The following is a 22,268-nucleotide window of genomic DNA, read 5'->3' as shown; positions in this document are numbered from 1 at the left end:
CCGCTGGAGTGCGCAGCGCTCCCAAAATCTTGGGGCCGCTACGCAGCCCAGCGGGAGCAAGCTCCCTCGCCACAGATACAGTGTTTGCCCTTGACTGAGTGGCATGAGTTTCTGTCATGCAATGGCGGCAGACTTGCTCCAACGTGCATTTCCTACCCGAAGAGGGACGACTTCGATGATCCGTACCGCATTGCCCTCCGACGCCCAGGCCATTGCCCAGGTGCATATCCGCAGTTGGCAAGACGCCTATCGCGACCTGATGCCGGCCGACTACCTGAACTCGCTGAGCGCGACCCTGGCACGGCGAGAAGCGTTCTGGCGCCGCTCGATTGAATCGGGTGAATCCAACGTGGTGGTCGCCGAGCTGGATAGGCAGGTGGTTGGCTGGATATGCATGGGCGCTGGCCGTGATGAAGATGCTGTCGTGGGGGAGAGCGGTGAGGTGATGGCTATCTACGTGTTGGCCGAGCATTGGCACACGGGCGTAGGGCTGGCCTTGTGGGAAGCCGGTGTGCAGCAGCTGAAGGCGCAGGGGTTCCAGCGTTTGACGCTGTGGGTATTGGCGGGGAACGAACGGGCTATCCGATTTTATCGCAGGGCAGGGTGTGTTGAAGAAGCGGGAAGTGAGCGCACGCTGGAGAGAGGGGGCGTTACGTTGGTGGAGCTGAGGTACCAGATGCCACTACGCTAAGGCATACATTTATTTCGGGCATCATGGCAATATGACTCCTCACGGAGAAGGAGCATTCGGCACCAGGCGAAGCCTGATGTCATGCACATAGGGATAATGGAAATGGCTTCTATTCAGGTAGATGGTGAGGACAAGACCGCAAAGATCAGCGACTGGGCGATTCGCTGGAGCGACAAACACAACACCATGGAACTGACCTGTCACTTCCCCTCCCAGAAAAAATACACCCGTCCGCTCAGTAACTGCCAAGTTTCGCCCACCCGCGAACTGACCAATGTCTTGCTGCGCAAGCCCGGCAGCACGATCGCCACGCCCATTGCCAAGGCTACGATCTACGGCGAGCGTTATGCCATCGTGCATTACCCGGGCGCCGAAAAGCCCTATGTCCATAAGATGGACGGCATCACTTTTACTGCCCCGACATCAATGAAGGACACGCCGGTCTTCCGCTATTTGACGACCGTGGCGAATGCCCGACAGGATCATGGTGAATCGAAGACTGATCGTGAAATCGCGAGCAATGTGGTGCGCCAGCTCGAAAAACTGCCTGCTATCGCGGGCACTGCCTTGCAGGCCTATTGTACGGGGCGCAACGGTATGCTCGCGCCGGGTCAGGGCTTCATCTATCCGTTTGGGCTCAACGAGAGCCAGCTTCAGGCGGTCGAGCGGGCGTTTAGCGCGCAAGTCAGCGTGATCGAAGGTCCACCAGGGACTGGCAAAACTCAGACGATCCTCAACATCCTCGCCAATATTCTGTTACGTGGTCAGACGGTCGCGGTGCTGTCCAACAACAATGCCGCCGTGGAAAACGTCTACGAAAAGCTGGAGAAATATGGCCTTGGCCATTTGGTCGCCAAGCTTGGCAACAAGGACAAGCGCGAGGCCTTTTTCGCCGATCTGCCGGCGTGGCCACCAAGCGCGCCCGAACCGGCACCGTCCCTGGATGACGTTCAGGCCTTGTTGGCCCGCTTAAGACAGCATCTGCAAGACCACAACCGGGTTGCACAGCTGCAAATCGAGCTGGACGAACTGGTCATTGAGCGACGCTACCTGCAACAGTGGCAGGCAGAAAACGATGTGCAGGCCACAGGCTCGCTCGACAAGTACGGGCTGACACCGCGCAAGACTGCGGACCTCATGGCCTACCTGGCTTACCTCGGCGAGCAGCGCATTCATCTCAAAGACCGCATCGAGTTACTGTTTAAATTCAGAATTTTTCGCACCAAGGCATTCGCCGAGGGAGAAGGGCGTTTTGCCGTTTTCCATGCATTGCAGATGCACTACTACGACAAGTCGATACGGGACAAGGAAGCGGAGCAGAGGGCGTGCCGTGAGTCGTTGGCACGCGCGAATTTCACGGCCCTGCTGAAAGAGCTGACAGCCGCATCGATGCACCATTTGAAGCACCATCTGCAACTTCAGGCACCGCCGTCGGACAGCTTTGATGTGAAAACGTACTGCCGGCATTTCGATGCCTTCGTGCAGCGCTTTCCCATCTTAGGCAGCGGCACGCACTCCATCGTCAATTCGATCGCGCCGGGAGCGGTCCTCGACTACGTGATCATCGACGAAGCCTCTTTACAGGACATCGTGCCGGGCATCCTGCCATTGGGCTGCGCAAAGAATTTGATAGTCGTTGGAGACAACCGTCAGTTGCCGCATATCCCTGTGGCATTAGGCCTTCAAGCGCCTGCCGAGGCCTACGATTGCGAGCGTTACAGCCTGCTGGATTCGTGCATTGCCGTGTTCCAGGACGCGTTGCCCAGAACCCTGCTTAAAGAGCATTACCGCTGCCATCCCAGGATCATCCAGTTCTGCAACCAACAGTTCTACGATAACGCACTGGTGCCGATGACCGAGGACAAGGGCGAAGACCCCCTACGCCTGGTGGTGACAGCCAAGGGCAACCATGCCAGGAAAAACACCAACCTTCGGGAGTTGGACTCCTTGCTGAAGGTGCTTGAGGACGAAGGGCAGCCGATCGGAATGGACAGCGAAGGTCGCGGTTACATCGCCCCGTTCCGGGCGCAAATCAATCTTGCCGACACGCATTTGCCGACGGACTTCGTCAAGGACACCGTGCACAAGTTTCAGGGGCGCGAATGCGACGAGATCGTCTTCTCCACGGTGCTGGACAAGAAGCGCTACAACCAGATGCAAACACGCCTGGATTTCGTCGACGACCCCCACATGATCAACGTGGCAGTTTCGCGAGCCAAACATCGCTTCACCTTCGTGACCGGTGACGAGGTGTTCACTGGCAATAATGGCCACATTGCCGCACTGATCCGCTACATCAGCTATTACGCGCAGGACGAGCAGATCATCCGCGCACCGGTGGTGTCGGCATTTGACTTGCTGTACCGCGAATATGACCAGTCTTTGGCACGCTTGGACGCCCGCCTGCGACCCGAGGATTCACGCTATAAGTCCGAGCAGATCGTGGAACAGTTGTTGCGCGAAGCTCTGTCGGCCCCGGCGTTCCAGGCATTGACGTATCACACACAGATCCAGCTGGATCAGGTCGTATCGCCGAGTAGCCTCGACTGGACGGCGCCCCAGCGAGCGTTCATGAAGCGCGCCAGTTGCGATTTCGTTATCTATTTCAAAGTGGGCAAGCAACCGATAGGGGTGATCGAGGTCGATGGCGGGTACCACGACCAACCCATACAGGCAGCTCGGGATGCCATGAAAAATGAGATTTTGGCTAGAAGCGGTATTCCTATTTTGCGGCTGCGGACGGTAGAGAGTGGTATTGAGCGCAAAGTTGGCGATTTTATCGGGCAGTGGGGCAGTTCTACGCATGGAACATTAGCACCAGGCTAGAAGGTGAAGCGCCTGATTTAATATTCTGCTGCTGGTCGCGAGTGGTAAGAACTAAATGAAGTTATTATAAGGAGATTAAAATGTGGGTAGATAACATTCAAGTGGGTATAGACTTGGCCACCAGTGTGACCATATTAATTGCAGTGGGCACGTTTTGGGCGAATTCCATTAAAGAGCGAAAAATCGGCGTGGCCGACAGCGCCAGGTCAACGATAATAGAGAACATAAATATTTCCATCACTGACATGGCGAAATCGTTCAACTCATTCGTTATGTTGAACACGTCGATTGAGAAGAAAATAGACATCCCTTTGAGTCAGGGGGCTGAGTATTTTGCCGAGTATTTGAAAGTCGAAAAAAAGGCAGCGAAAGAAATCGTCGAGCTGTTTAGGAAAAGCATATCCGCCATGGGCGAGTTTTATGAGAAAGGGGAGATGCTGAAATATACAATCTTCCCTTCTTTGTATTCTATCGGTGACGAAAGTGAAGCTGTAAATATAATTAAAAAAGAAATCAGCGATGTCATGGACTCTTACAATGAAAGTAACAGGTCTTACTTGTCATACCTTGAGTCCGTTCTGGCCCTGAGTGCGGGGCTCGAACAGTTCAGGGACGAGGGTTCAGATATTTCATATTCAAAAATAGCAAATGATTTGAGTCGCGTCGTGGACGACAGTGATCATTTCTTGTTTTTAAAAGCATTCATCAAGGATGAGAAGGTAGACAGCTTTAAAGCCTCAATAGCTAAGAGCATCGCCGACATGACAGAAGACGAAAAGAAAATACGCGTCTCTCTGATTGAAACACTCTTGTCATTGATGGAGGCAAACCCTGAACTGGTTATCGCTCATGCGTTGGAATCCCTCAGCTTCAAGCTTCAAGAAAACAGAACTCAATGTAAGGAATTTTTAATAACGCTCAGTGCTGTATCCAGCAAAATGCAGCAGAGGTCCGGTAATTTTTCAGTGAAAAAAGCCTACGAAGACTTGAGTTCGGAGAAGTATTTCGATACCAGAGGCACAATAAGATAAGTGCCTGAGTCAATCGTTTACGCGTGTTGAAAACGCGGCCTTTAGGCTCGATAGCCCGATTTCCTGCACTAGGAAGTCGGGCTTTTTACTTCTATTGCACGTGAGTCTTTAGTTAGTCCTGCCAGCTCGGTCGCCAGGCCAGTCGCTTCTTGTCGATAGTCTTTGTTCCAAGCATATGTCCAGTCATCAGGCCTTCCCTCGTCGTCCCATTGCGCCAACGCCAGCCCGTTGATGATCTCCAGTTCGAACCAAACACGCTGCCAAGCGATGGCGTCCTCAACCAAAGCAATGTCTTGCCACAGGAACTCGGTTTGCGCGACAAAAGCCGACCATGCGAACAGATCCTCTGATGCTCGTAAGCCGAGCGTTAGCCAGTCATTTCGGGCACCCAATTTACGACTCCTTATAAAACGTCTACGCCAGGATAGAGCTCCGCAGGCGGATGGTAATCAGAATCCTCGAAGCGGCTATTGCTGTGGTGGGTTTTCGCCGTCGGCCCGTCGCCTTTGTAGGTCACCTGCGAGTTTGGCGTGAGATGCCAGCCGTCTCCCTCCTTGTCGCGCTCGATCAGCGACGGGTACAGCGTACAGCTGCCTGCCGAGCCCGAAGTCAGCCGGAACTGGTAAAAGTGCCCAGGCAGGGGCGTGAACTTCGCGGTAACGTAGCAGGATTGGGTACGCGCCCCCTCCCAGAACATGCCCACGTGCGTTTCGATGCCGGGTCTGACCCGGGTTTCGTAGTAGTCCGACGTGAGATTTTGCCCGGCTTTGGGCATCCCCTCATCCTGCGTAAGGGGGAACGGCAGTGGACCAGTGCGAATGACACCGCCTGAACGTGCACCGTTTTCGTATTGGTACAGATCGGCATGCTGCGTGAAGTTGACGATGCGTATCCAGGCGGGGTTGGGCTCGTTTGCAGGGGCCGTGAAGTAATCGGTGTGTGGGAAATACTGGCAGCCAGCGAAAAACGGCAGGGCCAGCAGGCAGAGGGCAGGGCGTATCGACATGGAGCGTGTCCTTTTGCGGCGTCGGGCTAGAGACCACAAAAAAGGACGCGCATTGCGTGACCGGCAAAATTTCGACGGGCCGCTCATGGCCGATTGTGTTGAAAAAGTCGGTGTTGATACTCTCATCGGCTCTAGTGGATGGGTTCCGGGTAAATGCTCATGTTGACTGGCTTGAATCATCTTACGTTGGCGGTTGTGGATCTCTCCCGCAGTGTCGAGTTTTACCGTGCGCTTCCTGGCTTTAAATTGGCCGCTCGCTGGGAAGCGGGCGCTTATCTTTCATTAGGTGATCTCTGGCTTTGTCTGTCTCTTGATGAAAACCGACTGTTGGAGCAACTGCCTGATTACACCCACTACGCATTTTCGGTGGCGCAGGATGATTTTGAACAAGTCACCGCTTGCTTGCGGCGTCTTGAGGTTACCGAGTGGAAATCCAATTCCAGCGAAGGTAGCTCTTTTTATTTTGCAGACCCCGATGGGCATCGCCTGGAAGTGCATGTAGGCAGCCTGGCTTCCCGGCTTGAACAATGCCGGCGGCAGCCGTATGCGGGTATGGAGTTCTTCGATTGATCTTGTTGACGGAGGAGGCTGATACAACGCACCCCAACTGTGGGAGCGGGCTTGCCCGCGATGGCGGTGGATCAGTGAAGCCTGTATCAAGACGCATGTTGTAGGCTTGGCATCATCATGCCCGCTGACCGATCACCCGAAAGACCCTTGTGAAATGGAAGTCATCTAATGTTCGAACGCAACAAACTGGTTCCAGAATTAATGGTAACCAACCTGGAGAGCAGCCTGAATTTCTGGGTTTCTTGCCTGGGATTCAAAGTAGCTTATCAACGCCCAGAAGACGGATTTGCCTACCTTGATTTGAGCGGCGCTCAAGTCATGCTTGAGCAGATTGATCCCAGCGCGGGCCAATGGCTGACCGCGCCACTCGCCAAGCCGTTTGGTCGAGGTATCAACCTACAGATCGATGTTGAGGCGGTCGCACCGATCATGCAGAAACTTGAACAGGCTGGATTTGCGCTGTACCTGGAATGCAAAGACACCTGGTATCGGGCGGAGCATCTGGAAGTCGGCCAGCGCGAATTCATCGTTCAGGATCCTGATGGTTATCTCGTCAGGCTGGTAGAGCGGTTGGGTCAGCGACCGGCTTGCTCAAAGTGATTAACATGTACGCCGTTTCAACAGGAAGACTGCGATGGATCTGAAGTTCAGTCACGTAGATGTACTGGTCAATAATCTCGAAGAAGCCTGTGCCTACTACGCGCAGATACTGAATGCCAGAATCTCCAAAACCCTCATCTGGGAACGAGGCGGCCTGCACGTGCGCTACGCGATTGCGCTGATCGGCCAAGAGCGTTTCATGTTGGTCCAGCCATTGGCGGGGAACCTGAGGGAGCTATTGGACGCCTCGGGAGAAGGGATGATTTATCGCCACTGTTATTCGACGCCGGATATTGAGAAGGCCTACGACGAACTGATGGCCGTCGGTGTTCAGCCAGAAGACGAAAACGGAAAGCCGTTGGCCCGCGCCAACCTGCAATCGCCGTCGGGGGCACGGATTATTTGGTTGCCTAAGCGGTTTGGGCACTTCTCTATCGAAATCCTGGAAGACAAAGCGCTAGAGGCGTTTATAGCGGCAGCGTTTTCTTGAGTAGCGGATACAACGCGATCGCCGTTCACTGGTTCAGAAACTTGATTACAGCACTGGCGAACAGTTCTGGCTGATCAAGCATGATGAAGTGAAAACTGCCGTCAATGCGCCTGAAGCTGATGTTTGGGGCAGGAGCATAGGCGTTTCGGAACATTGCATCGACGTGGGACGCGTCTACGCCGAAAAGCGCATCGTAGGCGTAGACGACCTCAACAGGCACCTTGATGCGTCCAAGCTCAGGCCGGAGGTCTGAGACCATCAATTCATACATGGCATCGGCCATAGTCTTTCGGTCCGAGTTTAACCCCGCCGCGACCAAGCCTGGCCTGACCGCTTCAGTTTTGGCGAGGCGGGCGATGGAGGCATGCTGCATGGCTTGCGCCTGCTCAGGCGTTGCCGCCAACATTGCATCACGCATTGCAGCCGCATGCGGGGCCGCCGTTTCACTGGTCGCGGAGGGATCAAACAGCAACGTATAAAAGGGCATCGCATCAACAATCATCAGGCGTCCCACTTGATCGGGATGACGAGCACCTAGCATCAGTGCCACCTCGCCACCCAACGAATGACCGATGATGACCGGCGACTCGATGCGCTGGCTGCGAATGTATTCAGCGATCGCCTCGACCGTGGACGCGACTACTCTCCCGTCTGGACGGGATACAGCAGGCGAGCCGGCAAACCCAGCTACCTGTATTAGATGGAGACGGTGGCTGAGCCGTAATCGGGAGGCCAAATCTGCCCATACTTCGTAGGACGACGCAAATCCCGGGATCAAGATGATATCTGTGCCCGAGCCTTGTACCTGCACCGAGATACCACCCTCGTTCACCGTGCCTGATGGCAGGGACGCAGGCTGAGCTGGCGATGCTGCCAACAGCGCCAACAGGGTGCCGATCCCGGCAAGGATCATTCCTGCACGCATTGAGCTCCCCTTTTCGCGCAATGAGTAGTGATGGTTACACCGACAGGTAGGCCGCTTAACGGGCTCATAGCCACTCCTTTGACTGAATAAGTACTGCCACTATACGGAGCACAAAGACATCAGAAAATTATCCTCGCCTGCAATTATGGGCTTCCGCTTTGGGTCGATAGCAGCGCTTCATTACAGGCTACTACCGACCCGAAGCGGATATTGCCTGTAGCTGAAGTTGACCGACCATGAGTCCGTATTGCAGCATGGAATTGAAGTGTGGTACCGCTGATCGGCCACTCTGTAAGCGCGACCTTCGCACCTAACCGGAAGAAGCTCATGATCATGGTGTTATCGAAAGTCGAACTCAAGGAACTTTCCGTAAAAGCGGAAGCAGAGGGTTTAACGCTGAGTGATCTAGCCCCCATTAGCGAAAGGTTCGGCGTTGCACCGCATGATGTGCTGAACGAACTGTCCGTCGCGGTTGCGGAAGGCTATCTCCAAGGATCTCTACCCTATGATTTTTGCGAGGGCGTTATGAACGGGATCATAAATGCTGTGGTTGAAGTAGGCTTGACTAACGATATGCCTCAGCCCGCTTTCTCGCTTTACCAGGCATTCGATCAAGGTGAATGGTTCCGCAGTAACGACCCACCGGAAACTGACCCCTGTGAGAAATACACGAAGTATGTGGTCGGGGAAATAATGCGTACCCTTAGAGACTAATTTTCACAGATCGGCACGTTTCCGCTTTTCGGCTGGAAGGTAGTGGATCGAACGCCGCTTTTGGCCGATCTCTACCTGTCGCGAGGGCCGTAATCGACCCGAAAAGGACACTCGTTGCTGGAAGCCGTCGGCCAAAACCGGCTTCCGATTCACATTGGGTTGTCAGCTTCTTTGGCGCTCGACAGGCCCGGCGGGTCGGGCCTGCATTGAATTACTTGCGCTGCAAATGCTGCCGGGACTGTTTCACTCGAAGGGTCTGGCCAGGACTCATGATCCGGCTGAGAGATTCTTTCCCTGCGTACACGGGTTAAAAATCTGGTTAATACTCTCGCTGGTTCCTACATAGGTGGTGGTACCTGGTACCGCAACAGCCGAGTAATTCTTGCGATCGGTGACCTGAATAAAATTTCCTTGCCCAGCCGTGAAGCTCTCAGTGCTTGGCGGCACTAAAACGCTCAGGAACTGGGCTTTCTTGTCGAGGGCCAAGGCACCTCCCACGGTAATTGGCGCCAGCATGGCGGCCCAACGCTCACTGAATAGGTAGAAGGTATCGGCTGTGGCTCTGCCACTTTGCAGGTGGGAGCACTGCACATCGCTGGCGTTGATGACTTCAGCTTGCTGGTAGACGCCGCCCTTATAGATGGCCAGCACTAGCTTGCTCTTGGTCAGCACACCCAGGCCTTGCTTGGGTCTGCACACTTGCAAATCACCATAGGGAAATAAGCACCAGTTGGTTTCGGTGATAGTGACGATTTCGTCTGCGCTGAGCTTCAAGTCGCGTTCAATATTGGCGCGGGCTTCCGGGGTTTGGTAAGGGATGGCGCATGCGCTCAATAGAGCTGCGAGGGTAAGAGCGAGTAGCGGGGTTCTCATTAAGCGTCCTTTGCTGCTTGAAGGTAGATGTAAATGACGAATGTTTTTTCAACTCTCTTTCTTCAACACTCTACGAGTCAAGCAATCGCGAGATCAGGAGAAAATAGCCGTCGTTGAGATCGGGTTCTGAGACAAGAACATCAACGCGGACGATGTGATCGACAGGCTCTGGCCGCTGACGACGGCTGAGCAGATCGTCCACCGGTAAAGGCACCGGGAAAATTATACAGATCGCGCCGAGTTTAAAGAGCTGTTGGCGAATCTGCTAAAAAACGTCGTTTGAATTTCTCGACAGCGAGTGCGCGACTCAGACCCATTTTGGGTCAGAAGCCGCGTCGTGCGCTGGTGTCTAGAAAGCAGCTATCGTGAGCGTCCGCTTTTGGCCGATTGCTGCCTTTCGCGAAGAGCATCCTAGCGTCGATTTTAGCCGGTCACAGCATGCAGAAATGGGCTATCAGCGAAATCACCGTGTCGATCTTTTAGCTTGCTGAAACGTTTCATCACGTTTATAAAAATGGCACAACTCCAAGAAAGGCTGCCGCCATGACCCCGCTCAAACTTTTTGTTGCCATCAGCGCACTGTCCGCTGCCTCCCACGCCATGGCCTGGGATTACGTTCTGCTCGACACTGACAAAGCCGCCCAGAGCTGGCAGATCACCAGTCAACAACTCGGAATAAAAACCGACAAACCCTTCAGCGTTACCTTGCGCACCTTGCACGGGGGGCGGCAGGAGGGCGTTAGCATCGTCGACATTGATAACGGCACGATGAAACTCTCGGTAGTGCCGACTCGCGGAATGAACGTTTTGCAGGCCTCGGTTGGCAATGTACGCATGGGCTGGGATTCGCCGGTCAAGGAAGTGGTCAATCCGTCTTTTATCGAACTTAATGGCCGCGGTGGCCTGGGCTGGTTGGAAGGTTTCAATGAGCTGGTCACCCGCTGCGGATACGAATGGGTCGGCCACCCCGGCGTCGACAACGGCGAACTGCTGACCCTGCACGGCCGAGCCGCAAACATTCCTGCGAATAAAGTCACGCTGCATATCGATGAAAAACCACCGTACGCCATTACCCTGCGCGGCGAGCTGAAAGAGCAGGCGTTCAAGAAGGTCGACTTTTCGGTCGCGACCGAACTGGTGACCGAACCCGGCAGCGTCGTGTTCGCCCTCAACGACACGCTGACCAACAACGGCGACTATCCGAAGGAATACCAGGCGCTGTATCACAGCAACTTCAGCACCCCGTTCTTGGAGCAGGGCGCTCGTTTCGCCGCGCCGGTGAAACAGGTGTCGCCGTTCAACGACAAGGCCAAGGACGATCTGCCCGACTGGCAAACCTACCGCGCCCCGACCAGGGACTACGACGAAACGGTATACAACGTGGTGCCGTATGCCGATGCCAAAGGCGATACGTTGACCGTGTTGCATAACAAGGCCGGTAGCCTGGGCGTTGCGGTCGGCTTCAATACCCAGACACTGCCCGTGTTTTCCCTGTGGAAAAACACCGACACCGAAGGCCAGGGCTATGTCACAGGGCTGGAGCCTGGGACAAGTTTTTCCTACAACCGCCGTTATCAGCGGCCACTGAATCTAGTACCGACAATTGGGCCCAAGGAACACAAGCAGTTCCGCATCAGCTATAGCTTGCTGGCGGATAAGGCGGCGGTGGATAGAGCGTTGAAGCAGGTTAGCGAGATTCAGGATGGGCGGGAGACTGAGGTGCGGCAGACGCCGTTGGTTGATCTGACCAAGGGGTGACACAGGCTGGAGCATCGTTTATGAGGGACAGATTTATTTTTCAGAAATAACTCTGTCCTTTTTTTGATTCAATTTCCGCCATCCGCCGCTTCAGCTTTGCGCTGGTGAAATTGCGGTCGCGGTTGTTGACCGCCTTGAACCTATCAGGCTCTCTATACTGGCCTTCCCGGATGGTAAATAGAGCACAAAATATGCCCGACGCACCCAATCAAAACTCCCCAGTCATTTTGGTCCCGGCTCAACAAAGCGATTTGGACAATCTTGTAGCCATTCGAATTGAGGCTATGCGCGAAAGTCTGGAGCGAGTTGGGCGATTTGATCCGGTGCGTGCACGCGAACGGTTTCTTAGCGGTTTTGAAGCCCGCAACACACACTACATCGAGGTATCTGGAGAGAGGGTTGGTTTTGTCGTGGTCAAGCATCACCCCAATGAACTCTTGCTCGACCATTTGTATGTGAGACCGAACGCGCAAGGATCAGGTGTAGGGTCTGCTGTTCTCACTCAGATTTTCAAAATGGCGGATGCAGCTGCGCTCTCTATTAAAGTGGGTGCTCTCAAAGAAAGCGCTTCGAATCGCTTTTATATCCGCCATGGCTTCCAGTTCGTCGAAAGCAGCGAGTTCGACAATTATTATGTTCGTCAGAGCGTTCCGGCGGTTGGCCCAGATTGCTAGCTGGATGTGATGCATCTCGATGTACGTTTTCACACTCCCCCCCCCATGGAACTTTCCCAAAAAATGATGTCAATTTGATGGCTCATTGCAGCAACAAGATCATCTTGGATCAGCCAGCGTCAGGCTATTTCCTGACACCCTAGGGAGAGAGTGATGAGAGCCATCATTGCGATGTTATTGATGTTGAGTACCTACGCCCATGCTGGTTGCGGCAACATCAGTGACAGCGATCAACGCGCTTATTGCAATGCCAAAATCAACGGGCAAAGCTGCGGCAACATTCAAGACAGCAACTTGCGTAACGAATGTGAAGCCCTACAGCGTTGATCTCCGAATCACGCGGGATCAGCACTCTTCATTGACGCCGACCCCATAGAAAAAGTAGAAAAGGGACAAATTTATCTCAGAAAAGATAAATAAAGTTTGTCCCCTATATGCGTTTGGGTTCTTGCTTCGGCTTGCTCTTGCTGAGAACAAACCACACCGCTAAACAAATGAGGCCGCCGCCGTACAAATGCGCGGCCGAAAGACGTTCACCAAGGAACATCACACCCCACATAACGCCGAAAGGAGGGATAAGGAAGGTCACGGTCAGCGAACGCACCGGCCCGATATCCGCGATCAAGCGGAAGTACAGAATGTACGCACACGCAGTGCAGATGAAACCCAACGCAACCAGTGCTATCCATGCCTCTAGGTTACCCCAGCTCGCCGGTGGGTTTATTGCGGTTGAGACTCCGAAAAACGGTACGAGAAACAGTGTCGCGCCAATCTGACTGCCAAAAGCTACGAGTTTCGCTTCAAGCCCACCCTTGTCAGCTACCCATCGTTTCGTCAGAAATCCTGCTGCACCGTAGCAACTGGTGGCGACTAAACATGCCAACGCGCCCATGACCACGTTCATTGAAAGTGTGACGGGGCCGGTGCTGGTCAGCAACGTAATGCCCATAAGCCCGATCAACACGCCGACACCTTTTTTCAGTGTCAACGAATCGCTGAAACACATCCAACCGATCAAGACGCCCATCATCGGTGTGGTCGCATTGAAAATTGCTGAATAGCCGGCAGGTAACAGCAGTGCTGCCACGCTATACATCAAAAATGGGATGCCCGAATTGATAACGCCCAATACCATGGTCTGCCGCAGCTTGCCTTTGAAGTCGACCTTGGTTTTTAAAATGGCAAGAATGACGGCCAAGCCAATAGCGCCCAACAACACGCGAAAAAATGCAGTCGGCAACGCACCCAAAATAGGAGCCGAGATGCGCATGAAGAGGAAACTGGCACCCCAAATCGCCGCCAGAGCAAGTAGTCGAACATAATCGGATAATTTCATGGGTTGCCTTCAGCGCTGTTCGTTAACTCAAAATGACTCGAGAATTGCATAGCGAATGCCGAGCAATCCCAAAATGTATTGGAGTGGTTGAGGGGGAAGAGGCCGGCTATACGGACGTCATGGTGGACTCCTCTAAGTTTGGAGTCTCATCGTAAGGGCCTTCGAAATGTGCTAGCACTCCGATTCTTGCTGCCGAAAATGAAGCAGAAATAGGGGGCAGATTTATTTCTGAAAAAATATATCTGTCCCCTAGTAAGTGCTGTGTTCAGCCAGAGGACGAAAGTGGAAAGCCGTTGGCCCGCGCGAACCTGCAATCCCCGTCGGGGGCACGGATTATTTGGTTGCCTAAGCGGTTTGGGCACTTCTCTATCGAAGTCCTGGAAGACAAAGCGCTGGAGGCATTTATAGAGGCTGCGTTTTCTTGAGTAACTGATACACCACGATCCAAATGTGGGAGCGGGCTTGCCCGCGATGGCGGTGGATCAGCAACACATATATCAAGACGCGCGTTGCAAGTGCAGCGACCCGAACGCGCGTTGACTGGCTAAAGGCTAGATCGCAGTGGGTACAGGCCCTGCTTCCGTATTTGCAACGACCGCACGCAAGCGTTGACCGATAACATCCAACAGATCACAACCATCGCGTAGCGGAATGGCCAGCAATTGTGCGAAGTCCGAAAGCACCACGGCATCGGTGTCCAACTCGCTGCGAAAGGCGATGTTTTCCAGGACTTGCGTCACAGTACGAATACGAAAATCCGCCATCGCTTGCAGCACATCAAGTGGTGCTTCGGAATCGATCAGCAGGGATGCGGTAACCAGATCGATACCGGTCAGCGGGATATATCTTTCCATCGTTTGAATCGCCCAACACGCTCCAGACTTTCGCGCATGGCCTCAATTCGAATGGCTACAAGATTGTCCAAGTCGCTTTGTTGAGCTGGGACCAAAATGACTGGGGAGTTTTGATTGGGTGTGACGGGCATACTTTGCGCTCTACTTACCATCCTGGAAGGCCAGTATAGAGAGCCTGATATGGGGTTCCCACCATCGATCCTGTTAAAGTCCTTCCCTGAACACACCCCACGGACAGCTCCATGGACCGACTCCACCCACCTGGTATCGACCCAGACGGTTACATCCTCACCTTACCCAACATCCAAACGCAGCCACAGTTTCAGAATTTGCTGGCAGACGTTTGCATGACACTCACGCGGTCGAACCCTCTGCTGGACGGCATTTACCTGTACGGCAGCGTCGCGAGAGGCGACGCCGTGCCGGCTGTTTCCGATCTGGACCTGACCCTTATCCTGCAAAGCCATCCCGCACCGCAAGATTTGGAAATACTGGAGTCGAAAAGGCGCACGCTGGAAAGTCGGCATCCCGAAGTCACCAAGATCGATTTCGATATCGGTAGTCGTGCTGAAGTCTTGGCGGCTGACAATCGATTGAGCTGGGGATATTGGCTCAAGCATCACTGCCGTTGCCTATGGGGCAATGATCTGAGCAAACGCTTCGACCGGTTCAAGCCATCGCGTGATATCGCCATTGCGGTAAATGGTGACTTTGCATCCGTACTGAAGCGCTATGCCGATCTTATCGATCAAGCGGCCACACCAACGCAATCCCTACGCTTGCAACGCGAAGCGTCGCGCAAACTCATCCGGTCAACGCAAGTACTGCGTTCCGAACAGGACTTGTTGTGGCCGCAAACACTGGAAGAACATGTCGAACTGTTCGTTCAGCATTTTCCGAGCACGCGCATGCAGATCTATTTTTTCTTGTCCCAGGCAAAGAGCCCGGACGCCAATTCAAAAGAATTTACAGCTCAACTGCGTAGTTTTTTGCACTGGATGGCTTCAGAAACCGCTTAAGTCCACATTGAGACGGCCTGCCCAAAGCAGGCCTTGCCAAAGCTCAAGCAACCCCTTCCACCATCACCAACGCCCCCACCACCAACGCCTCCATCCCCCGCGCCAACTCCACCTCCATCTCCGCCTCTTCAGCGGCACGAGAGGTCTCCACCACCGGTTCCCGCTGCGTCACCGTATACACCGTATCCGCCACCGCCATGCAGTGAAACGCCACCGTCGCCAACAGCCACCGCGCCTGTTCCTTGCTCACCCCAAACCCCTGCGCAATCAACGCCTGATGCCCATCAATCTTCGCCAGCATCGGCGCGGTCGCGGCCGCGCGGCGGATCACGTAGGGCGTGAGGCCTGGGTGGGTTTTGACGAATTCGCGTACCGAGGTGGCAAACACGATCAGGTAGTCCTTCAACCCACCGTCGGCGTCGCCGCAGTCCTGGGGGATCTGCCAGCGGGTGAAGATTTCTTCGGCAACCATGGCTTTGAGCGCTTCGAGGTTGGCCACGTGTTTGTACAGCGCCATATGGCTGACGCCCAACGCGGCCGCCAGGCCGACGAAGGTGATGTTGGGCAGGCCCATCTCGATGCCGGCGTCGACGATGCGTTCGCGGGTGATGCTCGGCGGGCGGCCGCGGGTGGCGGGTTTTTTTGCGGGTTCCATGGGTATTCCTTAATCGCTGAACACAAGGTTGTAGCTGTCTTGTCGGCTTTGCGCAAATTAGTTTATAGTCATGCAACTAAATATGATTCTGATTCTCAAACGGACTTTTTCTGTCAATGGACTCTCCTGAAGCGGCTTCGGCCAACCCTCAAGTCGCAGGCACGCTTAGCCGGATTCTGATGCCTATCCGTGGGCGTCTTTACATAGCCGCCGGGCTGGCCGCTGTCGGCGCCATGCTGACGTTGGTGCCGCTGGCCGCCATCGCCCATATCGCCGCAGGTGTACTCGGCGCAGGCGGTCAGCTGTCGATTGAAGTGTGGTGGGTTGTTGGCCTTAGTGCTGTCAGCCTTTTCGCGGGTATGGCGTTGATTTTTACCGCTGAGCTGCTCGCCCACTTGGCCGACAATCGCCTCACCCATCATTTGCGCCGCGCGATCACCCAGCGTCTGAGCCGTGTGCCGCTGGGTTGGTTCAGCAGCCGGGCCTCGGGCGAAGTGAAACGGGCGATGCAGGACGACATCAATACGCTGCACAGCCTCACCGCGCACTTCTATACCACCGCTGGCCGCGCGGGCGGGGCGGTGCTGGTGTCGGCTGTTTACCTGTTCGTCATGGACTGGCGCTTGGCGCTGGTGGCGCTGTTACCGTTTGCCGGGTATTTCCTGTTTTTCTCGCGGGCCATGCGCGCCAGCGGCGCGAGTATGCAGGAATTTGTCGGCGGGATGGCTCGCATCGACAACGCGGTGGTGGAGTTCGTCAACGGTATTCCGGTGGTCAAGGCGTTCGGCGCCAGCGGCAAGGCGCACGGGGCTTATCGCAGCGCTATCGACACGTTTGCCACGACCTTTATCGACTTCACCCGCCCGCTGGTGGCGTCGATGGCGAATGCCAATGCGATGATCGCGCCGGTCACTGTGCTCGGCGTGGTGCTGGCGGCCGGTACGCTGTTTGTTGGCCTGGGCTGGATCGCGCCGGTGGACGTGCTGCCCTTCGTCTTGGTGGCGCCGGGCCTGAGCGCGCCGTTGCTGCTGTTGCACTACATCACCCACGATTTGAACAATGCCACCGGCGCCGCGCAGCGCGTGCAGGGTTTGCTGGACACGCCGGCGCTGACCCAATCGGGCGTGCAGTTGGCTAGCGGTAATACGATCTGCTTTGAGCAGGTCGGCTATGCCTATGAACGCGAGCACGCGGTGCTCAGCGATATCAATTTCACCCTGCAACCGGGCACCACCACGGCCATCGTCGGCCTGTCCGGTGCCGGCAAGTCAACGCTGGCGCGCCTGCTGCTGCGGTTTTTCGACCCCAGCCGTGGGCGCATCACCCTCGGTGGCGCCGACCTGCGCCACCTCGACACGCCGCTGTTGTACCAGCGCATCGGTTTTGTGCTGCAAGAGGTGCGCCTGATCAACGCCAGTGTGCGCGACAACATCGCCCTCGGCCGACCGTCCGCCACCCAACTGGAGATTGAACACGCCGCGCGCACGGCGAACATCCACGACCGCATCCTGCTGCTACCACGCGGTTATGACTCGGTGATCGGCGAAGACGCCCAACTCTCCGGCGGCGAACAACAGCGCCTCAGCATCGCCCGTGCGGTGCTGCTGGACCCACCGGTGCTGGTACTCGACGAGGCCACCGCCGCCGCCGATGCCGACAATGAAGTGGCGATCCAGGAAGCCCTGTCGCGCTTCGCCCAGGGCCGCACGCTACTGGTCATCGCCCATCGGCTCGACACGGTGATGCACGCCGACCAGATCCTTGTGATCCACGACGGCACCCTGCACGAGCAGGGCCGTCACGCCGACCTGCTGGCCCACGGCGGGCTCTACGCGCGGTTATGGCAACTGGGCGATTACGCCCGCAGCGAATCACAGGCGGTGCAACCATGCTGAAGACTTTTGTGCGCCTGCTCGGTGAAGACGCGCCCACGCTGCGCCGTTATGCCGTAATGGCGGTGTTCTACGGCCTGCTCAGCGGGCTGACCCTGATTACGTTGGTGCCGGTGATCAGCCATCTGTTGCTCGGCGATGTCGCGGGCGCCGGGCGTTGGCTGATTGCGCTGCTGGTCGGCGTGATGGCTTGCGCGCTGTGGCGCCGTGCACTCGACAAGGCCGGTGTGGCCGTCGGCGTGGCGGTGCTGCAAGGTGCGCGGCAACGCCTCGGCGATCACGTGGCGCGCCTGCCGGTGGGCTGGTTCAACGCGCAAAACAGTGCGCGGCTCGGCCATCTCATCACCCAAGGCATGATGGCGGTGGCGCAGTTGCCGGCGCATGTGTTCACCCCGGTGATCAGCGGCGCGGTGACGCCGTTGGTGCTGGTTGCCGCACTGTTCGCGTTGCACTGGCCGCTGGGAGTCCTGGCATTGCTGGCGCTGCCGGTGTTGGTGGGCGTGATGCTGCTTACCGCACGCCTGGGCCACAGTGCCGACAGCACTTATCAGGAGAATTTCGCCCAGACCAGCCAGCGCATGGTCGAGTTCGCCCAAGTCCAGTCGGTATTGCGCGCATTCAATGGCAGCGGCGGCGCAACGCGTTTGCTGGACCAGGCCATCGACCAGCAGCGCCAGTCCGGCCAGCGTTTGATTTATCGCTCGTCATTGTCGGCGGTGCTCAACGCCTGGGCGGTACAAGCGATCTTCTGCGCGTTGCTGGTTGCGGTCGCCCTGTGGTGCGACGCGCTGGCTACCGACGAAGCCATCGCCGCCTGCGTGGCCCTGGTGTTGGTGTGTCGTTACATCGACCCGCTGCTGGAAGTGGCCAGTTACGGCGAGATCCTGCGCAGCGCCAACGCCCAGCTCGATGCGGTGCACAGCATTCTTGCCGAGCAGCCGTTAACGGTCGCCACGCAGCCGAAAATGCCAACAGACAGCTCGGTGGAATTGCGCAGCGTCAGCTTCCGTTATGCGCCCGACGAGCCCCAAGTGCTGCGTGGGGTAAGCCTGCGCATCGAGCCGGGCAGCATGACCGCGCTGATCGGCGCGTCGGGCTCGGGCAAGACCACCCTGGTGCGGCTGCTGGCGCGTTTCTTCGATGCGAGCCGGGGCCAGGTGTTGGTCGGTGGCGTGGATGTGCGCGAGATGTCCGAAGCGGTGCTGGCCGCGCAGATCAGTCAGATTTTCCAGGACACCTACCTGTTCCAGGGCAGCATTGCCGACAACATCCGCCTCGGTAAACCGGGCGCCAGCCTGGCCGAGATTACGGCGGTCGCGCAGCAAGCCGGGGTGGCCGAGATCGTTGCGCGTTTGCCCCTGGGTTTGCACACGCCGGTGGGCGAGGGCGGGGCGCGGTTGTCAGGGGGCGAGCGCCAACGCATCGCCATTGCCCGAGCGTTGCTCAAGGACGCGCCGATCTTGCTGGTGGACGAAGCCACCGCCGCCCTCGATACCTACAACCAGGCCGCCATCGCCGAGGCGCTGGCCCGGTTGCGCGGGCGCTGTACCTTGATTGTGATCGCGCATCAGTTGTCGACGGTGGCCATGGCCGACCAGATTGTGGTGCTGGATGACGGTGAGATCGTCGAGCAGGGCACGCCTGCGACCTTGGCGGCCTGCGGTGGGCGGTACGCGCAGTTCCTTGCCCAGCGCCGGGCGGCCCGTGGTTGGCGGATTGCATGATGCGTCTAGTGGGCTGTGGCGTGTTGCTGGTGCTGTGCGGTGTGTCGCTGCTGGTCGGCGCCCGCGAGATCGACCCGTTGGCATTCGACGGCGATGCCTGGCTGACGCTGACGGCCAGCCGCCTGCCGCGCCTGGCCGCGCTGGTGCTGACCGGCGTGGGCTTGGCGGTGTGCGGGGTGATCTTGCAGCACATCCTGCGCAACAAGTTCGTGGAACCGGGGACCACCGGCGGCCTGGACGCGGCCAAGCTCGGCATCCTCGTATCGCTGGGCGTGGCGCCGGCCGCCAGCGCTGGCGTGCGCATGCTGTTTGCGCTGCTGTGTTGCTTCGCCGCGAGCCTGGTGTTCCTGGCGATCATCCGGCGCCTGCGCTTTCAAAACACCTTGCTAGTGCCGGTGATTGGCCTGATGTACGGCGGCGTGCTCAGCGCCATCGCCGAGTTTTATGCGTACCGCCACAACATCCTGCAAAGCATGCAGGGCTGGTTGCTGGGGGATTTTTCCAAGGTGGTGCAGGGCAACTACGAGATCATTTACCTGATCCTGCCCATCGTCGCGCTGGCTTACCTGTATGCGCAGCGTTTCACCGTGATGGGCATGGGCGAGGGCATGGCCACCAGCCTGGGCCTGAACTACGCGGCTACGGCGGCGCTGGGCCTGTTGCTGGTGGCCGTGACCGTGGCGGCGACGGTGATCACCATCGGTTCGATCCCCTTTGTCGGCCTGGTGATTCCCAACCTGGTGGCCTTGTACTACGGCGAAAACCTCAGCCGCACGCTGCCCATCGTCGCTCTCGGCGGTGCCGCGTTGTTGCTGGCCTGCGACATTCTCGGGCGGCTGCTGATCTTCCCGTTCGAAGTGCCGATCGGCCTCACCGCCGGCATCGTCGGCGGCGGGTTGTTCCTGGCGTTGATCGTCTGGAGGCAGCGATGAAGCGGCTGTGGGCCTTGGTATTCGCCCTGGCGTTGGGCTTTGTGCTGTTCCGTTCGGGGCTGGATGTTGACTACGTGATCCCCAAGCGCCTCGCGCGGTTGGCGGCGATGTGCATTGGCGGCGTGTGCGTGGCGTGGTCGTCGATCATCTTCCAGACCCTCACCGGCAACCGCATCCTCACGCCGGCGATCATGGGCTATGAAGCGGTGTACCTGTTGTTCCAGGCGTTGCTGGTGCTGGTACTGGGCACCGCCAGCTTGGTGTTGCTGGGCAGCCAGGGCAACTTTGTGCTGTCGGTGCTGCTGATGCTTGGCTATTCCTGGGCGCTGCAACGCTGGTTGCTGCGCGAGGGCAACAGCAACGTGTACTTCCTGTTGCTGCTGGGCCTGGTGTTGAGCCTGGTGATCGGCACGGTCACGCAGTTTGTGCAGTTGAAGATCAGCCCCGGCGAGTTTTCGATCCTGCAAGGCTTCAGCCAGGCATCGTTCAATCGGGTGCAACCGCAGCAATTGCTGTTCTCGGGGCTGCTGGTGGCGGCGCTGTGCCTGGGGTTTGCACGTACCTTGCCGACCCTCGACGTGCTGGCCCTGGGCCGCGACCAAGCCGTGTCGCTGGGGGTGGATTACCCGCGCGTGGTGCGCCTGCAACTGGCATTGGTGGCGGCGTTGGTGGCGATTTCCACCGGGCTGCTTGGGCCCACGGCGTTCATGGGCGTGTTTGTGGCCAACACCACTTATGCGTTGGCGCGCACCTTCCGACACCGCGTCACGTTGCCCATGGGCAGCGCAGTTTCCATCGCGATTTTTATCGCGGCGCAACTGCTGGTCGAGCACGTCTTCAACTACAAGACCACCGTCAGCATTCTTGTGAACCTGCTGTGCGGCACGTATTTCCTGGCGCTGATGCTGCGCACCCGAGGCACCCGATGATCACTGTGCACAACCTCCACAAAACCTACGGCAGCAAGACCGTGCTGGCCGGCGTCAACGCGAGCTTTGCGGCCGGGCGCCTGACCTCGCTGATCGGCCCCAATGGCGCCGGCAAGACCACGTTGCTGATGATGATCGCGCGGCTGATGGCGCCGAGCGGCGGCGACATTCGCCTGGAGGGCCGCGAGGTCGGCGACATCCCGCTGCGTGACTACGCCAAGCGCGTGGCCACCTTGCGCCAGGCGCCGGATTTCAACCTGCGCCTGACCGTCGAGGAACTGGTGGCCTTCGGGCGCTTCCCCTACAGCCGTGGCGCGCTGAGCGCCGAAGACCACCGCGTGATCGATGACGCGCTGAGCTTCCTCGCGCTGCAACCGCTGCGTCATGCCTACCTCGACGAACTCAGCGGCGGCCAGCGGCAGATGGCGTTCCTCGCCATGACCATCGCCCAGCAGACCGACTGCCTGCTGCTCGACGAACCCTTGAACAACCTCGACATCAAGCACGCCGTGCACATCATGCGCGCACTGCGCCGGCTGTGTGACGAGCAGGGTCGCACGGTGATCCTGGTGGTGCACGACATCAACTTCGCCGCCCATTACTCCGACCACATCCTCGCCATGAAAGCCGGCGCCGTGCATTGCGCCGGCAGTGTGGCCGAGGTGGTCAACGAAACCCGCCTGGGCGAACTGTATGACCTCGACTTCGAGATCACCCACGGCGCCCGTGGCCGCCTGTGCAATTACTTCAACCCCGCATGAGAACTCCC

At 57.2% G+C, this 22,268-nt stretch carries 23 protein-coding genes and 3 pseudogenes; 17 read left to right on the top strand and 9 right to left on the bottom strand.

Annotation, left to right across the window (positions count from 1 at the left end):
- Positions 1 to 175: 175 nt before the first annotated feature.
- From ACU688_RS14805 to ACU688_RS14795, 3 genes are all read left to right on the top strand, one after another.
- Entirely contained in the window at positions 176 to 691 is a 516-nt protein-coding gene (locus ACU688_RS14805) for a GNAT family N-acetyltransferase (protein WP_448185338.1), read from the top strand.
- A gap of 102 nt (positions 692 to 793) precedes the next feature.
- Positions 794 to 3,517, top strand: a complete 2,724-nt coding sequence (locus ACU688_RS14800) for an AAA domain-containing protein (protein ID WP_448185337.1) — start codon at positions 794 to 796, stop codon at positions 3,515 to 3,517.
- Between the two features lie 80 nt (positions 3,518 to 3,597).
- Positions 3,598 to 4,548, top strand: a complete 951-nt coding sequence (locus ACU688_RS14795) for a hypothetical protein (protein WP_448185336.1) — start codon at positions 3,598 to 3,600, stop codon at positions 4,546 to 4,548.
- A 68-nt stretch (positions 4,549 to 4,616) separates the two neighbouring features.
- Here ACU688_RS14795 and ACU688_RS14790 read toward each other — a convergent pair whose 3' ends face one another.
- Positions 4,617 to 4,940, bottom strand: coding sequence for a hypothetical protein (locus ACU688_RS14790; protein ID WP_448185335.1), 324 nt, complete (start codon positions 4,938 to 4,940; stop codon positions 4,617 to 4,619).
- A gap of 11 nt (positions 4,941 to 4,951) precedes the next feature.
- Complete coding sequence (locus ACU688_RS14785; protein WP_448185334.1) at positions 4,952 to 5,554, bottom strand: hypothetical protein; 603 nt, start codon at positions 5,552 to 5,554, stop codon at positions 4,952 to 4,954.
- 159 nt (positions 5,555 to 5,713) lie between these two features.
- On the opposite strand from ACU688_RS14785, the gene fos reads away from it, so the two are divergent.
- From fos to ACU688_RS14770, 3 genes are all read left to right on the top strand, one after another.
- The gene (gene fos / locus ACU688_RS14780) at positions 5,714 to 6,124 is read left to right on the top strand and encodes a fosfomycin resistance glutathione transferase (protein ID WP_448185333.1); all 411 of its coding nucleotides are present in this window, start codon (positions 5,714 to 5,716) and stop codon (positions 6,122 to 6,124) included.
- A gap of 168 nt (positions 6,125 to 6,292) precedes the next feature.
- Positions 6,293 to 6,724, top strand: a complete 432-nt coding sequence (locus ACU688_RS14775) for a bleomycin resistance protein (protein WP_448185332.1) — start codon at positions 6,293 to 6,295, stop codon at positions 6,722 to 6,724.
- A 34-nt stretch (positions 6,725 to 6,758) separates the two neighbouring features.
- Positions 6,759 to 7,214: a VOC family protein gene (locus ACU688_RS14770; protein WP_448185331.1), complete on the top strand. Its 456-nt coding sequence runs from the start codon at positions 6,759 to 6,761 to the stop codon at positions 7,212 to 7,214.
- A 25-nt stretch (positions 7,215 to 7,239) separates the two neighbouring features.
- On the opposite strand, the gene ACU688_RS14765 is transcribed toward ACU688_RS14770, so the two are convergent.
- A complete protein-coding gene (locus ACU688_RS14765) occupies positions 7,240 to 8,139 on the bottom strand; it encodes an alpha/beta fold hydrolase (protein ID WP_448185330.1) in 900 nt (299 codons plus the stop codon).
- A 327-nt stretch (positions 8,140 to 8,466) separates the two neighbouring features.
- Here ACU688_RS14765 and ACU688_RS14760 point away from each other — a divergent pair, with 327 nt between their 5' ends.
- Positions 8,467 to 8,853: a hypothetical protein gene (locus ACU688_RS14760; protein ID WP_448185329.1), complete on the top strand. Its 387-nt coding sequence runs from the start codon at positions 8,467 to 8,469 to the stop codon at positions 8,851 to 8,853.
- Positions 8,854 to 9,120: 267 nt separating this feature from the next.
- Here ACU688_RS14760 and ACU688_RS14755 read toward each other — a convergent pair whose 3' ends face one another.
- The gene (locus ACU688_RS14755) at positions 9,121 to 9,726 is read right to left on the bottom strand and encodes a hypothetical protein (RefSeq protein WP_448185328.1); all 606 of its coding nucleotides are present in this window, start codon (positions 9,724 to 9,726) and stop codon (positions 9,121 to 9,123) included.
- A 543-nt stretch (positions 9,727 to 10,269) separates the two neighbouring features.
- Between ACU688_RS14755 and ACU688_RS14750 the strand changes: the two genes are divergently transcribed.
- On the top strand, positions 10,270 to 11,484 hold the full coding sequence (locus ACU688_RS14750) for an aldose 1-epimerase family protein (protein WP_207042854.1): 1,215 nt from the start codon (positions 10,270 to 10,272) through the stop codon (positions 11,482 to 11,484).
- Between the two features lie 64 nt (positions 11,485 to 11,548).
- Here the strand turns inward: ACU688_RS14750 and ACU688_RS14745 are convergent.
- Positions 11,549 to 11,626, bottom strand: a pseudogene (locus ACU688_RS14745) (hypothetical protein); the annotation flags it as partial.
- Between the two features lie 49 nt (positions 11,627 to 11,675).
- Between ACU688_RS14745 and ACU688_RS14740 the strand changes: the two are divergent.
- Together ACU688_RS14740 and ACU688_RS14735 are read left to right on the top strand one after the other, a co-directional pair.
- Positions 11,676 to 12,158 carry a GNAT family N-acetyltransferase gene (locus ACU688_RS14740; protein WP_448185327.1) on the top strand — a complete coding sequence of 161 codons (483 nt, stop codon included), beginning with the start codon at positions 11,676 to 11,678 and terminating at the stop codon, positions 12,156 to 12,158.
- Positions 12,159 to 12,311: 153 nt separating this feature from the next.
- The gene (locus ACU688_RS14735; protein WP_448185326.1) at positions 12,312 to 12,485 is read left to right on the top strand and encodes a hypothetical protein; all 174 of its coding nucleotides are present in this window, start codon (positions 12,312 to 12,314) and stop codon (positions 12,483 to 12,485) included.
- A gap of 103 nt (positions 12,486 to 12,588) precedes the next feature.
- Here ACU688_RS14735 and ACU688_RS14730 read toward each other — a convergent pair whose 3' ends face one another.
- Positions 12,589 to 13,494, bottom strand: a complete 906-nt coding sequence (locus tag ACU688_RS14730; RefSeq protein ID WP_448185325.1) for a DMT family transporter — start codon at positions 13,492 to 13,494, stop codon at positions 12,589 to 12,591.
- Positions 13,495 to 13,754: 260 nt separating this feature from the next.
- Between ACU688_RS14730 and ACU688_RS14725 the strand changes: the two are divergent.
- Positions 13,755 to 13,919, top strand: a pseudogene (locus ACU688_RS14725) (VOC family protein); the annotation flags it as partial.
- A gap of 126 nt (positions 13,920 to 14,045) precedes the next feature.
- Here the strand turns inward: ACU688_RS14725 and ACU688_RS14720 are convergent.
- Positions 14,046 to 14,348 (bottom strand): hypothetical protein, encoded by a 303-nt coding sequence (locus ACU688_RS14720; protein WP_448185324.1) that lies wholly within the window; start codon positions 14,346 to 14,348, stop codon positions 14,046 to 14,048.
- A gap of 5 nt (positions 14,349 to 14,353) precedes the next feature.
- Positions 14,354 to 14,479: pseudogene (locus ACU688_RS14715) on the bottom strand (GNAT family N-acetyltransferase); the annotation flags it as partial.
- Between the two features lie 111 nt (positions 14,480 to 14,590).
- On the opposite strand from ACU688_RS14715, the gene ACU688_RS14710 reads away from it, so the two are divergent.
- Entirely contained in the window at positions 14,591 to 15,367 is a 777-nt protein-coding gene (locus ACU688_RS14710; RefSeq protein WP_448185323.1) for a nucleotidyltransferase domain-containing protein, read from the top strand.
- Positions 15,368 to 15,410: 43 nt separating this feature from the next.
- Here ACU688_RS14710 and ACU688_RS14705 read toward each other — a convergent pair whose 3' ends face one another.
- Positions 15,411 to 16,022, bottom strand: coding sequence for a TetR/AcrR family transcriptional regulator (locus ACU688_RS14705; RefSeq protein WP_448185322.1), 612 nt, complete (start codon positions 16,020 to 16,022; stop codon positions 15,411 to 15,413).
- A 116-nt stretch (positions 16,023 to 16,138) separates the two neighbouring features.
- Here ACU688_RS14705 and ACU688_RS14700 point away from each other — a divergent pair, with 116 nt between their 5' ends.
- Genes ACU688_RS14700 through ACU688_RS14680 form a run of 5 tightly spaced genes read left to right on the top strand, consistent with a single transcriptional unit; the run spans position 16,139 to position 22,260 of the window.
- Entirely contained in the window at positions 16,139 to 17,917 is a 1,779-nt protein-coding gene (locus ACU688_RS14700) for an ABC transporter ATP-binding protein (RefSeq protein ID WP_448185321.1), read from the top strand.
- On the top strand, positions 17,911 to 19,638 hold the full coding sequence (locus ACU688_RS14695; protein ID WP_448185320.1) for an ABC transporter ATP-binding protein: 1,728 nt from the start codon (positions 17,911 to 17,913) through the stop codon (positions 19,636 to 19,638). Before ACU688_RS14700 ends, ACU688_RS14695 begins: the two co-directional genes overlap by 7 nt.
- Entirely contained in the window at positions 19,638 to 20,570 is a 933-nt protein-coding gene (locus ACU688_RS14690) for an ABC transporter permease (RefSeq protein ID WP_448185589.1), read from the top strand. The genes ACU688_RS14695 and ACU688_RS14690 overlap by 1 nt, the downstream gene beginning before the upstream one ends.
- Complete coding sequence (locus ACU688_RS14685; RefSeq protein WP_448185319.1) at positions 20,567 to 21,499, top strand: iron chelate uptake ABC transporter family permease subunit; 933 nt, start codon at positions 20,567 to 20,569, stop codon at positions 21,497 to 21,499. Before ACU688_RS14690 ends, ACU688_RS14685 begins: the two co-directional genes overlap by 4 nt.
- Positions 21,496 to 22,260 carry an iron ABC transporter ATP-binding protein gene (locus tag ACU688_RS14680; RefSeq protein ID WP_448185318.1) on the top strand — a complete coding sequence of 255 codons (765 nt, stop codon included), beginning with the start codon at positions 21,496 to 21,498 and terminating at the stop codon, positions 22,258 to 22,260. Before ACU688_RS14685 ends, ACU688_RS14680 begins: the two co-directional genes overlap by 4 nt.
- The last annotated feature ends 8 nt before the right edge of the window (positions 22,261 to 22,268 follow it).

This window comes from Pseudomonas acericola (SeqCode) (assembly GCF_053456465.1).
Note: the sequence above shows the minus strand (reverse complement) of the source record. Positions and strands in the feature narration are given on the sequence as shown.